Origin of the sequence: Legionella jordanis (assembly GCF_900637635.1) — a bacterium.
GTDB lineage: Bacteria > Pseudomonadota > Gammaproteobacteria > Legionellales > Legionellaceae > Tatlockia > Tatlockia jordanis.
This window is the reverse complement of sequence record NZ_LR134383.1, coordinates 1,352,846-1,370,034: the sequence shown is the minus strand read 5'-3', so window position 1 is coordinate 1,370,034 and position 17,189 is coordinate 1,352,846. Positions and strand designations below refer to the sequence as shown.

Genomic DNA, 17,189 nt, shown 5'->3' with positions numbered 1-17,189 from the left:
CTTATGCAATTTGCGCTTGTGCACAATTTAAATAAACGTGACGCATTAAATTCTCATCTAATAAATCACGGACCTCCTTTTTATAGCAGGATATTGTATGCACAGCCTGATCTTTTTCCCATTGAAATTTGCTGGATTTATTCAATAGAAATTGAATAAAGGTATCAAGCATCTTGAAATCGGAATTGTATTCTTCAATCCACAAAAACTGCCCCTGCTCATTCACTTCGAGGAAAACGTAGTCACCCTCTGGCGTTACAATAAAATCCAGACAACCAAAAACCAGCCCCATTCTATGCATGAATTGTTTTATCTTGTTTTCAACAGTAGGTGGTAGATTGTAAGGTTCAATACTCATTTGCCCTTCTGGAATGATTCGCCAATCTATTTGGCCATCGCTATGTTCCTGGGAATTTAACCGAGCCGTGAGAAGATAATCACCAAAACAAGTGATCCGCAATTCATATTTTTTGGCTATTTGTAATTGAAAGATGCCAGGAACCAATTGCAAAGCTTCATCATTTGGCAGATCCTTCAAAGTGATCTTGCTGGTGTAAGCCAATTTCATTTGGTTTTCTTCAAACCAAAATGCAGAACACAGAGGCTTATAAATCACACCCGTTTGTTCGTTTTTCGCAACAAAGCTTCTGATTTCAGCCGAATCATTCGAGCACAGGGTCATTGGGGTAATTAATCCGCACTCCCCGGCAAGTTTTAATTGCAGCAATTTCGAATTAGAACGCAGTGCGGATTCTTTTGAATTAATCCAAAAGGCCTCTGGCGCTAAATTATTCGCAATGGATTCATGAAAGAGGATATTCTCCTTCGTTACAAATTGATAATCTTCAGGATGCGTTTTCTGCTTAGGGATAAACGGTTTTCTAGGACGGCGCCACCATACTACATCATAGTGGTTGTCCTGTATGCTTTCATGTTCATCTGCTGTTTTCCACCGAAAATCCTTGTGGTTGATGAAAATAGAGTTTCGCTGTTTTGTGGGCTGGTCCGCTGTAAAAAAGAGCCTCGTTTCATGCCCGAGGTGTTCCATTGCCGATTTGACGAATAGCGCGTGAGTATCATCAGCCTCTGTGGTAATTAACAATTTCATCTTTAATTTCAATCCCTAAAGCCATTTGTAAGAGCCTCAATAGCGAGGCTCTAATTCCAATTTACCAATCAAAATGCACATCAAGATGAGCGTCATAATTGCCCGTTTGCCCGCTTGGTCCCATGGTGATGCTAGAGGTCATTCCAGAAGTAACACCTCCAGCCACTTTTTCCAAATCCTCATCAGTAATCGTCTTGGCTAATTGATAAGCGAAAACGCGCTCATGTTTATCTTTCATTATTTTCTCCTATAATATTGATAATTAATTCTTAGCTTGTAGAGTTTCCCCATCCAGTTCTTATGAATGCGAAAACTCAGCGCACTAAGCATTTAATTATCTTGGACTTGCTATCGTATTTTCCTTAACCCTGAAACTCTCTTCAGGGGCGAGTAAATTATCTATTCTTTCTGGCAAAATCGGTTTTCCTAAAATTAGGACTTGTATTTTGTTTTTTTCAATATTAATGAGAGAATAAATTTTGGCCAGCTTGTCTTGCAGTAATGGAGCTGTTATGTTCAGCAACATCTTATTTTCAAGTCGGTGACAGAATTTTGCGTCCATTGTCTCTAAACATTATAGGTGCAGGAAAATTGGGTAAGGTCATTGGGTGCTTACTCAAAAAGGCACTAAGAATTTCGGCGATTTGCAATCAATCGCCTGCTAGCACCCAAACTGCGGTTGCATTTATTGGCGAAGGCCTTTGCTCTTCTTCGATCAAGGATTTACCTCCTTCTGACCTCACGCTAATAGCTGCCTCTGATGAAGCCATCTTTCCAATTGCAGAAGAACTCAGCACCAGCATGAAGCTGCAACAAGGTAGCATCATATTTCATTGCAGTGGTCTTTTAAGCTCTGAAACGTTACTTCCATTAAAAAAGAAAGGATGTTTTTTAGCGAGCATTCACCCAATGAAAAGCTTCGCCAACCCAGGTTTAAACATTACTCAATACAGAGGAACCTACTGTGCCATCGAAGGGGATAACGAAGCATTATCGGTGCTCATTCCTTTGTTTAGATCCATCGGTTCTGTGATGTTTGAAATTGAAAAGGATAAAAAAGCCTTATACCATGCAGCGGGTGTTTTTGCTTCCAACTACCTGCTTACTCTGGCCAGGCAATCCTTATCCTGTCTTCATGAAGCCGGGGTGGAAGAACAACTTGCTGTGCAAATCGTTAGCAATCTTATGAAAGGAACGGTTTCAAATCTTGAGCACAACCTATCCCCCGAGCGAGCATTAACTGGCCCCATTCAACGGGCAGACCTATCCACGATTAAATCTCATCTACAAGCGCTTAACCATGAGCAAAAATCAATCTACTCTAAACTTGGATTAGCCACTATTCCATTGACTATGCACGATGAGGAGGAAAAAGCAGCCATTAAGGAAGCTTTGCTGCCTTAGCCTTGCCAGACAAAATTTAACTTTTAAATATTCCGTTGTAAAACCACAAGTATTAATCCTGCTACTCAATTAAGATTCGCTTTTTTTATGGAGCACTTTACATTAAGTTTCTGAATGCATTGCTTTTAATTTAATTTTTCTAATTTGGTGGAATGCTTTATTTCTTTCCGGTAATATGGGTCGATTTTAAATTTCAGTTTTTAGGAGAAGGAATGAAACGGATTTTTGGGTTAATGCTTTCATTTTTTATCAGTACAGCTGTCGCGGCAGTCTTCAGTCCCAAAGAAATAAAAATTCTTGAGCAAAATTTTCTCGCTAATGTGACGGATACTGGAGCCATTGTAGCTTCACCATCCCGATACTACCCTGATTACTATTATGATTGGGTAAGAGACTCAGCCATTTCTATGAATCTGGTTGAGGGTTGGTATGAGAAAAATAATAACCGTGAAGATAAAACCCGCCTTTTAAATTACGTCAACTGGGTTGAGAAAGCACAACATCAGATAGACACTCTTCCAGGCCAGGATATCATCGGTGAACCCAAATTTTATATGGATGGCAGAGCCTTTGATGGCGCCTGGGGACGGCCGCAAAATGATGGTCCGGCATTAAGAGCCCTAACACTCATTCGATTTGCCCATACTCTTCTCAAGAATAATGAAAAAGATTATGTACAAAAGCATCTGTATGACAATAATCTGGATGCAAATCGTATGGGCGCCATCAAAACAGATCTGGAATACATTGCCCACCATTGGCAAGATAAAAATTATGATCTTTGGGAAGAAGTCTATGGTGAACACTTTTTCACCGAAATTGTCCAAAGAAAAGCTTTAATTGAAGGAGCTAAATTAGCAAGAGAATTGCATGACAATTCAGCAGCAGCTTATTACGACTTACAAGCCAATCTCATTGAAAAGCGTCTTGAGCAACATATTGATAAAGACAATAATATCATCCAGGCTACTCTAGTTCCGCATCCAGGTCCTCAAAAAACTTTGGAATTGGATTCCGCGGTTGTACTTGGAGTCCTGCTTGGCCAAACAGATAACATGCCTTTTGCAGCGGATAATAAATACGTTAAAAATACAGTCAAGGCATTAAAGCAACAATTCAAAATACTTTATCCAATTAATGATGAGTACCATCAAGCTGTTCTTTTTGGTCGATATCCCGGCGATACTTATGACGGTTATCGAAACGACAGTTTGGGCAATCCCTGGTTCATTCTAACAGCAACAATGGCTGAATATTACTATACTTTGGCTTCCATGCTGCCGCACACGGAAGAGCATCGCGTCAAATTTGAAAGCTATGTTGAGGAAGGAGATGGCTATTTAAAACTCATTAAGAAATACGCTCCACATTTAATGATGAGTGAACAAATCAACCGTGAAACCGGTATTCAACAAGGTGCCATTTCTTTGACCTGGAGTTATGTGGCTGTACTTCGTGCGATTAATCTGCGCGAGCACCTGCAAGTTTTTGTTTAGTGTTCCCCATTAGCGATTTTCCCCATATTGTCTTGATATGGGGATACCTCCCCAATTCTATTTTCAAATCTCAAAATTTCTTCAGAGAGATAACAGAAATACTAATAACCTGTTTTATTCAAAAGCTTTGTATTCCTTACCCTAGACAACACGTCTGACCCGTCCAAAACGATTTACTACAAGTTTTATGGAAGTAGACTGAGGCGTTAGGAGTTTGAAATGCCCACTGGTGGTTGCCTTTTTTAAATCATTAACAAAAAGAAGATAAGAGTTGGATTGGAAACCCTTCCAACTAATCTGCATACCTGGATAATGCCATTGCCACTTATGTAGTATTTTACTTCCCTGGTGATATTTGTGATCTTTGGTGTCAGGAAACAAAATCATTCCTTGAGACCAATCATCCGCTATGCCCCTTAGAATTAAATGTTGATCATGTAAAAGTGCTAATCTTTTCGCATGCTCTATGGCCAATGTAATTTCATGTTCAATGGCCTCCAATTGATTTTTCTTAAAAAGAGAATGCCACACCGGAAAAGCCATAAAACAAAATAAGCTCATCAAAAGCATGACAAATACAAGCTCTATCAGGCTAAATCCTGTGCTTTTTCTTAGCATGTTTCTAAAATCTGCCTTACTGTCAGCATATCCACGTAAGCTTTTTTCTTGTCTTGTGGGTTTCGAAGCAGATAAGCGGGGTGATAACTGACTATAAATGGAATAGTTTTAAATTTGTGGACTTTCTGACGTAATTGGTTTAACGGCAGCATTTGATTCATTAGAAATTGTCCCGCAAAGCGGCCTAAAGCCAACAATAGATGAGGGTTAATCAGTTCAATTTGTTTTAAAAGAAAAGGACTGCATGAGTTAATTTCTTCTGGTCTGGGATCACGATTTTCGGGTGGCCTACATTTTAGAACGTTCGCAATGTATACGTCCTTCTCAGTTAAACCAATGCTTTTAAGCATTTGGTTTAAAAGCATACCGGCTTTACCAACGAAAGGCTGTCCCTGTTTATCTTCATAAAAGCCCGGGGCTTCACCTATAATCATAAGCTTGGCCTCAGGATTGCCGCGGGCAAAAACCGTTTGACTGCGTGTTTCACTTAAATTGCAGCGCACACAGGAAGCAACTTCCTTAGCCAAATCGGTTAATGTACAGTTGGAATTTTCTTGCTCTCGGGGCAATAAGACATCTATCCCCATGAGTTCAAGATAAAAATTATTTAATTGTTCTGACATGAAAAAAATGAATAGTTGGATGGTCAGAAATTATGGCAAATTAATCCAAGCTTGCGAAGTCTGGAAATTCACATCCCAGACTTCGAGCCTGTATAAATAATCAGCCCACGTTAGATTCCATTCTCGTTGAAACTGAAGAAATAAATTCATCAGATTTCGGCAATTGGATCAAACAATCTAAATTAGCGACCAAATATTTTAAATGTTTGGGAATCTTAGCTTTATGCTCTTTGATTATCGCTGCAATCTCGCTTAGCTCCACTGAACCTGGCAACCAAGGATCATCCATTTCCGAAGCTCTCTCCCAGATTGGAACCATGGCTTGTTTCAAGACGTTTGTGTCAGGCAAACGCTCAAATAATGTTTGCAAATGGAACCGGGTTTGTTCTTCTAAAATGCTATTTAAATGAGATTTCAACTGCACTGAAACCTCTTTATCTTCAATAAGATCTTTGGCCACTTGCAAAAACATTTGCACAGTAACGTCATAAAGTCGGCTGTAACCTTTTTTATTATGCTGAGTCCCTTTGTCCCTTTCTAAAATATTCTTTTGAGTTTCCCAGATGGTATTCAAAGTGTGATCATAATATTCTTCCTTCGTTTCAAATCCCCGATCTTCCAAGGAGTGAAATAATCTGGCAGCTTGCTGCTCTCGAACAGAGTTTTTCCACCAGAAGCTTGCATATTTTTTCTGTTGTTTTTCAAAAAACTCTTGATGCTTGGCTTTCACCTCTGACGCATCCATTCCTACCACTTGGTCTACTGCTTCGGTAAATGGAGCCTTGGCCACTTCAACCAACTCTCTGGTGAAATAGATTAAGTCCTTGAAACATTTTTGCAGTAAATTTCGTCCTTCCAGGTTATCCCCAAGTTCCTCCGGAATACTCGTTAAAATCTTAGTTGATAACCGTTGGTACTCTTGATAGCACCTCTCAGCAAACTGTTCTCCGAGATTTAAGATATTATGATGCAGGAGCTGCATTATTTTTTGGCGAAGCGGCTGTCTTGTACCTCTTGCATGGCCAAAAAACGCATTCCACTTGTTTTCCCTCTTGAGAGCAACATCAGCCTCATGAACGACGAAAAGCGCATTTTGAAGATCTTGTTTGTTCCTGATCGTTTTCGTTTTAAAATAAGCTTTATACAAAGCTTCAACCGTTTTTTCCTGTAATCCTTGTTGTTCCTTCATCACATCCAGAAAATCACGATACTGTGAATTACTACGTATGTGCTGAGGCGTTTTCAAATAATGTCCCAACAAATTTATAGTAGGATAGCGGTTGTCAAAACCTCTAAGATCATTAATGAGTTTAAGAGATTCCTTCATTAAAGCTCGATCATTTCCCTGTTTCCAGCTACTCCACAAGACTTTAATAGCGGCCTTAGGCAAATCACTTGCTGCTTTTTCAATAATTACAGCAAAAGCTTTAAGCCCTCCAATTTTTTCAAATTTAAGGGAGTCAACATAGTGCAGGTATTTATCGGACAGAAATTCATACTTGTCGCCCTGCATCTTAACTTTTTCAATAATTTGCAGGGTCTCTAAAATGCTGGTTAACAGGCCATGATTAATTGTGCCATTGTTGTATTCATCAAGCAGCTTAGACAAATCAGCATCGGTCAAATTACAATCTTTGACAGCCAGGAAAAATTCCTTCGCTTTTTCAGCTGACATTGTGCTGAATAATCTCGTCCAATATAAATGCTGGCCAGGATTCTCTGGTTTTGCAAAGAAGTCTGCAGATTTAATAACCCCTCGGCTCATCAGGAAACGAGTAAAGGCTAATGCTGCCTCATTGACCTGCTCAAGCACTTTTTGGCAATCATCAAATTCATAGCGCCCCGGTTTAAACCGAATTTGCCTGTTGACGTATTCCAAAGGAATGTATGAAGGCAAGGCAAATAGCGGTTTAAGCACTTGCTTTTCAAAAGATTTGCTCATTTCCTGGCTGGATAAATTATCAATCAGCGTGTCACAATCCTCTTGTTGAAGAGGTAGCCGTTGAGATAAAAAGTGCCAGAATCTATTTCGCAAATCGGGAGACATATTCCTTAAGACATCTGGCTGAGGTAGATAGTCTCTCTCTGGATCAAAACCATTATTCGTCATGATAATTGCGAACAATGGTCTTAACTGACCAGGCAATTCCATCAGCGTATCCGCATGCTCCTCCAGATAATTCACCAATCTCTTAACTCTTAGATTGGCTTGTTCAACTTCCTCTGCGGAGTTTAAGGGCTCGCTCTTATGATTTTCACGAATGAGTTGAATCAAATAACCTAAATCATTCCTGTTGGTATGAGCAATCAGTAATCGAGTGACTTTGGAGTTAGAAGTAAGGATTTTCTCAAGTTCGGGCAGTTGAATAAAATCATCCCAAAACTCTTTACGGATTACCTCACTGAAATTTCTGATGAATTTTCTTGAAGCGTCGTGTTCGCTGACATAAGCCGTATTATTAATCTTCATGGTTAACATGAACAAAATGCTATTTTTAGCAATGGTCTCGGCATCAAGTTGCAAAGGACGCTTGTCATTCAGCCAATGCTGAGCGAAGAACGTGTTCAATCCATCCAGGAATTCCGCATCTTGTTTTTCAGTGATATGACTACCGTAAACGTGCAATACCTGAGCTAGAGCTCCACAAGAAACGTTAAATACCCCACGGTTTTTCTTTAGGCATTCAGTCAAGGATGAAAACAATTTCTGTCTTCTTCGGTCCTGAACTTCCGCACTAAATGCTCTGTTTCCCTGGTGGCAGCTTTGTATTTTAAGTTCTTTGTATAATAAGCCTAAAAAGATTTGCTTCTCACCATAAACCGCCTGAATCACTTCTTCTTGTCTGTGAGGTTCAGCGGACAGACTAAAGTAATGACTCTCTGCTTCCCTTATCCATTCCTGATAAAATTCAACTACTGTAGCCATATCTTGTTTTTGATTACCAGAAATATGGCGATACACGGGAACGTATGGAACTATGGCCATTCCAGAAACATCCTGGGTGGAATGTACATGTGCTTGTGCATGCATCCCCTTCTCTGCAGGGAGACTGCTTTCTTCTCTCTTTCCACTGAGGGCATGTTCACAATCTTCCCTGACTTCCATAAGCTCCGCAATTTGCTTGAAAATCTCAGGGCCCACTTGCTCTTTGTCAATCGGGCTTTTATCTGAGTATTCAAGTTTGTCAGGGTGCCATTCTAAAGCCAATCGTTTTAGTTGCTTCTTCAACTTTTCAAGTGTGGTTAAATCCTCTGCTTTAAGTTGTCTGCTGTCCAATTTTCCTTTCCATATCCTGGTTTGCTCTTTTAAATGAGCAAGAAGCCCTGCGGAACCTTGATTTAGATCAGCTGTATTCTCTGTCAAAGTAACCAAACAGAATTTATCCAGTTGTGGGGAAAGAACACACAGTTTTTGCCATATGGCATCTGCTTTTTTGAAAAATTCGGTATAAACCTCTTCACTGTCCCCTGCCTTGCCTGTAAGTCTGCCATTCCACGCATCTTCTATCTGTTTACGATGCTCAAGCCAGGCTGTTCGCAAGCGATTGTGGGTACGATGATCATTGTCGCGTATTGACTTATGCAACACATCCATGACTTCGCCAGATAAAGTTGCAATCAAGTACTCTTTACGGCGCAGGAATTTTTCACGTTCATGCTTAAGTTCGTGATTCAGCTGTACCACCGCCCGTGTTGTCACGTATTTATTTTGTAGCTCTTTATTATCTTCAAGCCACGACCATTTTTTGGATAAATTATGCTTATGTTTTTGCAATTTATGAGAAAGATGGAGTGCTTGCTCTTGGCAAATGGCCTCAAGACGAGAGGCATGTGCTGATTGCATATACCTATTGTATTCTTTCTTAATGGCCTGGAAGTTAATGATGTCTACGCAAAATCCTTCAGCACCATTTCGACCCTGACGGCCACGCTCTTGTTTTTCAACATCCGGATCAGCGGGATAACTGCGCATTACCCCCAGACCTTTCGGAGATTTAGGTTTAATATCCGTACCCCGTCCCAAACGTGCGCTGTTAGTCACTGCCCCAACTTTTCCTGCTTCAGGCAGAATTTCACTTTCTTGTTTACCACTGTCATTGGTGTCTGTTTGAAATTGCTCAAGAGAATAATCTTTGCTTTCAAGAACTTTCGCAATTTTTTTACTCAAACGCTTAACTGCCGGGTCATCTTTACAAGCATGCAAGAGAGGCTGATCTTTGTGCTCAATGATACAGGCTGCAAGGGCTTCGACTTGCTCCTCTTCTGAATCGCAGAAAATCATGGGTAAGTATTTGGTACGAATGACTTCATGTGAAGGCAATTTGGAAATGTGCTCAATTCCGAATTCTTCTTTATAGAATCGAAGAGCGACCGCATTTCCAGCCGTACCCGTACAACCTTCCAGTTTACTGTAATATTTTCTAAGCAAATAGGGCACGTTTTGCGACAAAGCAATTTGAGTATTGGGATCAACGAAGAAGTCGGGTGTTTGCCCTTTGGCGACTGCTTCTTTGTTTAGTCGGACATGCAAAAATTGCTGCACCAAATCGCTGTAGGTGGAACCCAATCGAACCTGATTACCAATTACTACTTTTGCTGCTCTCGTTTCGAGATTTAAGCCGCCTACAACAATTTTATTATCAGGCCTGATGCAAAAATCTGTATCTACCGTTAGATTAGAAGCAACCTGTGCTGCTGTAAGCAGGAGCTTCAACTGTTGATCACGTTTTTTGAGTGCGCTTTCATCCCCATTTAATGCAGGAATGATATATTTTTCGAAGAAATGTGATTGCTTTGGGCTATGGGAAAGTCGTTCCTGTAGGTACTTGCACAGCGATTGCAAATGATCCTTGCGGGACACAGCCAAAACACCCGTTTGATCAATTTTCTTGAAGGTATGACGATTTTCGAGAAACCAATCGTAAGTAACACGGTAAACCCATTCATCCATGTTGTAGATTGGATCACTGTCCGTATTGTCCGAATAGTTAAACTGGGTTTGTTCAAACCGCAGAATGTAATCTGCTTCATCAAGCCAGGCTGCACGACGTTTTGGATCAAGTTCAATAGCATCTTTTCCATCCCACATGTGTCCGGAATGGAACAAACTGAAATTGCCAATGGTGGCGTAGTTAATAGCACCTACCCCAGCCCTAGAACGTGTTTTATAGCTACGTGCCGGAGAACTCTCAGTGATGTAAGCATGTTGTATCCCCATAGCATCCAATACAGGAGCAAATTCCTCATGGTCCCGTTTTGATAAACTATCCTTGGAACTGAAGACATCAACAACATAATCGTTAAGAGCCAAATAGGCAGACCGCATAACCGTGATGATGCTTTTACCCTGTCCAGTTCGTACCTGGTGCAGCAAACTTTCATCGTTATACAAGGCCGCATATAACAGAGCCAGCATTTGGGTATGATTAGCCCATTTTCCTGATTTACGAAGTAGAACTTCCCGCATGCAAGCAAGAACCCGGGCGGAGGCTTGATGTTTGTCAGTGTCATCGCCTGCGTTCCTTAGAGACTCAAGTGATTGATCCAAAGTTTTGGTTAACACATCTGCGGGCAAGGCATGCAAACGAGCGGCTTGACTGTAACTATTGGTGTAATACAACAGGTTAATCAGTTCTTTTTGCTCAGCATCCTCAAGATAACGTGCGCCCTTGCGCTTAAATCCAGCAAGTACTCGCATGAGACCTTTTCGATCATCCTCAGTAATGCTGTAGTGTCGTTTTGATTCACCCTTTTCATTGAGCCCTTGTTCTACGGTTTCGAACTGATGAATGAGGGATTTGGTGTCCCCGGCTTGGTGCATGGACAATAATTCATCCAACTTAGTGAGCGAAGGGAAAGGCTCAGAACCGTAATACTCTGCAAGAATTTTTAGATTTTGCTCGGATAAACCCTCCAATTTGTTGCGAACCTTCACCAAAATTCCCTGCTCTTTTTGCCAGTCCGTTAGCCCTTGTGCCAGGATAATTTTGATGTAAGCCTCTTTGGGGGTTGTACATGGGAAATGACGCTGAAAGATATGAGCTGTGATGACGCGATTCTCTAATAACTCAATCAACTTCACCTGAGTTCTCTGCCACAGGGACAGCATATTGTCCTCAGGACTAATTATGTTTAATGCGTCCTTAGCTTCTTGGGCCAAGCTCTTGATGATTGCACTTTGCTGAACTGGGGCAAAATCCTGTGCTACATCAATTAATCGGAGCAAAGCATTCATCCATTCACTGCCTACTTTGGCTTCATGCAATCGCGACAATGTGGTTTGCGCCGTTCTAACAAAAGCAATATTGTCAATATTTGCAAAAATCAGCTTGGCTAAGACGGGTTTGTACTGGTTAGGCAAGGGTTCTTCAACCAGTTTTTTGATTAGTACTTGGGGTGATAACGGATCTTTTTCTTTTAATTTATTCAAATCATCACTCAACAAACTAGAGTCTTTGTCAAGTTCATTATTCAGAAGAACTCTCAATAAATTGACTGGATAATGTTGTTGATCATGAACTTTCTCATCGATGAAGACCTGCAACCAACTTGTAAGCTGATGAATGGAATATCGCTTTAGACCCTTTTTACTGCCGTTGGAGATAAGGGTACCCAAGATTTGCCCTAATTCATCAAAATGAGTTTTATTATCAAGGCGCGCCAGAGTTGCCAGGAACCTTGAAATTTGTTGTTCAACTGTTGCCCCAGCCTTAACCGCCACATGTTGTTTAAATAAACTGTGACATAATTCCAAATTTTGCTTTTTGAATCCAGGTTTTAAATGCTCGTCCATAAAGGCAAGGGCCTCTTCCATCTCTTTTTGTTCTAGAGCTCGGAAAGGAGCATCCTGGAAAGTAATGGCACATTGTTTTTTCAGTAAACCAGAAACTGCTGCCCTTCTTGTTTCCTCTGGAGTGGAGGATTTTGCAATGTCAGTCATTATCTCTAACAATTCATCACTGTTCGGTAAATAGTTAGAATTCGCAAAGTCGATGGATTGCAACTGTCGCTGGAATATACTTACCTGTTTTAGCACCTCTTGAGACTTAACCCTGTCGATACCCCCTGCAATGAGCACCGCTTCTGCTACAGGATCCCTCCATTCAGGACCAACTTCTTTAATGAGCCATGGATAACTATTGAACAATGAATCATCAAAATCAAAATGTTCAGTATAGGAAAGTAATCTAGCAAAAACGGCTTGTTTATCTTCCAATTTCTCGAAACATTGCAATGCACGACCAGCGGCATTGACAATTTTCAAGCCATTAGGATTTTTGAGAATGGCTAAATCGACCCTCCGTTCGCGGGCTGCTTCAATGAAAAAAGGCACATCGACAAAGCGCATTTGGAAAGTGCCAGGCATCAGCTCATCATCAAGCGACAGTTGCAGGTTTAACCAAACAAGAAAGTCCTCAGGCAGTTTTGCAAATGCTACTGTCCATTGGGCGAAATGGTTTTTGGAGTCTTCTGAAAGACTGAGTTCATTGCCATCGAATGCAGGGGATTTCATGCCTTCATAAAATTCAAGGCTGTCTACCCCAATGGCCAAACCAGCAATAAATAACCTTAGAGTTAAGCTATTTTCCTTTGAAATATCATCGCCAAGAATGTTCTTTAAGGCTGCGAAATCTTTGTGGCTTAACTGCATTCTTTGCGAAGCAAAGCGCAAAGCATGGGTAAGGGGTGAAGTTAAATCAAATTTGTAGTTCCAGCGGACAGCGTATCCAGGATCGCTTCTATGGCTTGTCTGGGTAAAATCGGAAAGCAACAGTTGTTGGTCCCAATAAGGGAAGTGCTGGTAGCGAGTTGCATAATAAAATCCATTATGCTTCCAGTCGATATTGTGCAGATTATTTAAGATATTTTGCTGAACTTGCTTACTATCGAGTTGATTTTTGGTATCCCGTAAGACGCGGTATAAACGATCGAGAAAGACCTTGCCATTAAAGTCTGGAGTGTTCTCCAATAGCTCAGTGAGGCTATCTTCATTAAGAATAAGATCCTTATTTTCGGCATAGGAAAGTACTTTTTGAAATGCATACCAAAGATCCGCATAATGCATGTGACCCGTCGCGCGGCCGTGGGCATCAACAAGCTTCCACCAAAGAGCCTGATGTTTTGGAAAATTCTTTAAAGTAGCAATGCTCAAAGCCATAGCATCCACTTCAGATTTTTCTAAAAACTCTGACCAATTTTCTGAAACGTCTAAAAAGCGCCTTTTCCAAATCTCAAAATGCTTTTGGCCAAAGGCGGCAAGCATCTGATCAGCAATAAAAAGAAAGTGCTCACTGCCATTAATATTTGGATTAGTGATGTCTGAATGATTAAAGACCTGCCCAAAGGATTTGAGGTTACTGGTTGTAAAGACGATACTGGAGCCATCATTAAAAAACAGCTCCCTTAATTTAGGTGCAGGCTGGTTTTTCAATCCTCCCGCCCACACATCCAAGTAATGCAAGCAAGATTGGTACTCTTCAGGCGATCTGAATTTTCCTGTCGCATCAAAATGCTGCATAATCACAGAGGCGGTTTCTGCATCATTTTCTATATGGTTACCAATGAATTTTTGAGCATTAATGAGGCGTTGTTTGTCTTTGTCCTCAGTTGCCAGATATTGCCATAAAGTTTGATGAGCTTCTTTGTTTCGGCTAAGGCAATCAAACTGGCGATAGTCACCTCGGAATTCTTCAGCCTTTTTAGGATCATATAATTCTACAGTAAAAGGATTTCGCTCTTTTAATGTTTTTTGCTTTAAAGCCCTTAAATCTTTTTTCTCGCGTCTTTCATCGAAATTGAGAATTAATCCTCGATTTTGAACCGAATACTGAAGATAAAAGCCGGGTGGCAGATTGTCTTTTGCTACCCCCATTCGAAATTGCGGGGCATGTTCCATAATCTTTTGCACAGCATTGGGGTGAATTTTTTCAATAACTTGTGATGCATCAACCTCACTACCGACCCATAGAGAAAATAATTGTCTGAGCTCCTGCTTTTTCCATCCTGAGAGCATTTTAGTATTTTCGTTAAGAACTTCCCAAAGCTGTTTGCAGCGCTCATCAATATTATCCCGGGTAATCAGTTCGCGCTCATCCCCGTAAAACTGGACAATTTCCTGCTCTTGTTCCTGTTCTTGTTCCTGCTCTTGCTCGGCTTGTTCTTCGACTTGAAACTCTTGAACCACTTCTTGCTGAAGCTGTTGTTGAATGCCGGGAGTTTGTGCCGTTAATGGGTAAAGAACATCTTCACCTTCCCAAAGTTGCGGTTCCTGGGCTAACTTATTATCAAGAATAAGCTCAGGATTGAGAGAATCCCTTGCCGCTTCATAAATATTAGCTGTATTGGCAACTAATTTTTCATAATTCACACGGCGTTGGTTATTAAGGATTGCGTTTTGCATGCTGCGATAAGAAGCTTTTAAGTCCCTGGCTTCTTTCTCTGCATAGGCTTCCCGGTTCCACTCAGGGATATTAATTTGAACTTGGAGATCTTGGTTTTTCGCTTGAGCAGTTAAACTTAATATAAGCGGATGGCTTTGTTTCTTCGCATCAGGATTTCTTAAATTGTACAGATTTACTTCTGCCAATTCTTGCGGAAAACGTTTTTTGCGCGCATCCAGGGCTGCAATCAACTCCAACAAAGCACGTGAGGTTTTGTCATCCAAGTTGCTGGGTAAAATAAGCGATAAAGATTTGAATAAAGGGGCATAACCTGCATCTTTGGGATGGTAGGCTTTAATTTTTTCCGTTAAAGAGGCAATATACTCATGCGGCTCATCGGCAAGCCCACCGTTTAAATCGAATGTGCAGGACAAATTCGGAGATGGCTCTTTATCATCCACATCTCCAGAGTAAGCATTCAATACAGTAAATAATTCATCAAGTCCGCGCTTGCCCATTTGTGCAAACTGCACAAATGCCCAAGTCTTTGAAGGAAGTTCACGTCTTTCATCATGATCACAATAGGAGTATCGCCACGAACTGTTGAATTCTTGTGCTTGCTTAATGAAGTCAATGTTGATGGCTTCCCCATTGTTTTTAAAGAAATCAACAAGGGCGTTCCCGGTGGCACTCCACAATTTCTTACGGTTTGCTGGCTCTTTATCCGCCTTAGCCAATGCTTCAGGCTCAACCTCAGCCAGGAATCGGTTACGGGCAGCGCATTGCAGGGCAAATCCAAAACTTTGTCGATGCATCAACCAATTTCCTTGAGGTCTTATAGTCCTCAGATTGATGTCGTAGTCAAACAATAGCTCCTGGGTGAAACTTAAATTGAGGCCAGGAGTAACCAGGCGATTTAGCGAGTAATGATAAACCAAGTCCAAAGCTTCAGTTAAATAATCCGAAAGCTCGTAGGAATTCTCATTGATTTTTAAGGTTTTTAAATCCGCAGATAGAGATAATTGCCCGTTGTCGAATCCATCAAGAATATGTGAAACATTAAAGCGCAGAATATCCTTAGAACCTAGCAGGTAAAAAGGGTTTTTTTCTTTCAGTGGATTAAGCTCAGCCCAAGTCAGTTTGCTGAAAGGTTTACGATTTCTCGCTGCGTCCTTAACTCGGTCTACGAGAGACTCATATCCCACATTAACGTTACGCATACATTGTTCTAAAACCAGCTGATGCAACACTGGAACCGGAACTTTATCACGGAACTGCTCTAAAGATCTCTTCCGCGGACCTGCACAGGCAGGGAAAATTCTTCCTAAAAGTACGGCATGCCACTGCGTAAGATCACTCAAATCACTAACATCATTCAGTTTGATATTGTTGATGCAAGTCACTGTTTCAATGTTCATTCGCTGTAGGGCTGGAATAGAGGCAAACTGGCTGGATAAATAGTCAGCAGTAGCCCCAGGAATTTTCATATCTTTAGGAAGATAAGCTGTCCATCCCCTAGATGCTTTAGACAATAAAATCCAAACTGGCTGAGATTCGGAGCCTATATTGACTAATACATTGTCTAAGGAATCCCATTGTGACGGTTTTAAAATTTTCAACTCTTCAATATGATAGGGAGCATTAGTTGTGGTGGCGATTCCCTCAATGGTCTGTCTTGCCTGCATGGCATTGGAATTAAAATTTAGCAGATAACGGAGAATATCTACGCGACTGATTGGGTAATCTAATCTTTCCTTTCCTGACAATTGGTTTGAGAGGTTTAGGTATACTTGGCTCACATACTCCAGACGTTGATCCCTCATGTACATGGAAAAGGCATTTGAAAGAGGAAAACCCTCTATATAATGGGTTAGCCACTCCTGGGAAAATAGCTGTTGCTCCCATTGAAAATTCTTACCTTCTATCTGCTTTACTGAAGCAGCAGCCCATGCAGTCAAATTAGGTTTGGATTTAGCTAACAAACGGTTATTGATGTACTCATATAGGAATTGGTAAGGAATTGAATTTTCATATAAGCGACTTTTATTGATCCACTGGTGCCTATCGAAGAATTGATTAATGGCTTGTTCAGGTTTTAAAGCATCAATGGCGGTAGAAAACTTTTGTTCAATTCCTTGCGAAGAGCCCCAGATCTCATTATTAAATTGCTGTTTATACTCCGTTTCGAGTCTTTGTATAATGGCAGGCTGGTCAACCCGGATATAGTTGGCATAAGATCTTTTAATCGTGTAGCCATGAATCTGCACGAACTCCCACGAAAAACCTTCTTCGTCGTTTTTTGCAAAAGCTTGAGGATTACTCCTTTTGAGTTTTGCTATTTCCTCTTTTTCTCTCGATTCAGCTTCTGCTAATGCCAGTTTGTGTATCTCGGCTTTTTTTTCCATCAGCCACTCTCGCAGCAGTACTGATTTGATTCGTTCAAGAATGGCGCCTCGTACTTGCTTTACCAATTGCTTCTTCGACATAATGGACTCCGCGATAAATCAAACTGCAACACATTTTGCGCAGTAAGTTGTAATGATGAGCAAATATAGAAAGA

Annotated in this window: 8 protein-coding genes; 2 read left to right on the top strand and 6 right to left on the bottom strand. The window is 40.9% G+C overall.

The features are described 5' to 3' along the window. Position 1 precedes the first annotated feature (1 nt). From EL203_RS06120 to EL203_RS14350, 3 genes are all read right to left on the bottom strand, one after another. Positions 2-1,108 (bottom strand): hypothetical protein, encoded by a 1,107-nt coding sequence (locus tag EL203_RS06120; RefSeq protein WP_058470009.1) that lies wholly within the window; start codon positions 1,106-1,108, stop codon positions 2-4. Positions 1,109-1,169: 61 nt separating this feature from the next. After that, positions 1,170-1,346, bottom strand: coding sequence for a hypothetical protein (locus EL203_RS14355; RefSeq protein WP_156413810.1), 177 nt, complete (start codon positions 1,344-1,346; stop codon positions 1,170-1,172). A gap of 96 nt (positions 1,347-1,442) precedes the next feature. Next, complete coding sequence (locus EL203_RS14350; RefSeq protein ID WP_064108415.1) at positions 1,443-1,634, bottom strand: hypothetical protein; 192 nt, start codon at positions 1,632-1,634, stop codon at positions 1,443-1,445. A 65-nt stretch (positions 1,635-1,699) separates the two neighbouring features. Here EL203_RS14350 and EL203_RS06115 point away from each other — a divergent pair, with 65 nt between their 5' ends. Next, positions 1,700-2,512 carry a Rossmann-like and DUF2520 domain-containing protein gene (locus tag EL203_RS06115; RefSeq protein WP_165481227.1) on the top strand — a complete coding sequence of 271 codons (813 nt, stop codon included), beginning with the start codon at positions 1,700-1,702 and terminating at the stop codon, positions 2,510-2,512. A gap of 212 nt (positions 2,513-2,724) precedes the next feature. Then, the gene (locus EL203_RS06110; protein WP_058470011.1) at positions 2,725-4,008 is read left to right on the top strand and encodes a glycoside hydrolase family 15 protein; all 1,284 of its coding nucleotides are present in this window, start codon (positions 2,725-2,727) and stop codon (positions 4,006-4,008) included. 141 nt (positions 4,009-4,149) lie between these two features. Here EL203_RS06110 and EL203_RS06105 read toward each other — a convergent pair whose 3' ends face one another. From EL203_RS06105 to EL203_RS06095, 3 genes are all read right to left on the bottom strand, one after another. Further along, a complete protein-coding gene (locus tag EL203_RS06105; protein ID WP_058470012.1) occupies positions 4,150-4,626 on the bottom strand; it encodes a pilus assembly FimT family protein in 477 nt (158 codons plus the stop codon). Continuing rightward, on the bottom strand, positions 4,620-5,249 hold the full coding sequence (locus EL203_RS06100) for a uracil-DNA glycosylase (protein WP_058470013.1): 630 nt from the start codon (positions 5,247-5,249) through the stop codon (positions 4,620-4,622). The genes EL203_RS06105 and EL203_RS06100 overlap by 7 nt, the downstream gene beginning before the upstream one ends. 100 nt (positions 5,250-5,349) lie before the next feature. Then, on the bottom strand, positions 5,350-17,115 hold the full coding sequence (locus tag EL203_RS06095) for a J domain-containing protein (protein WP_058470014.1): 11,766 nt from the start codon (positions 17,113-17,115) through the stop codon (positions 5,350-5,352). Positions 17,116-17,189 lie beyond the last annotated feature (74 nt).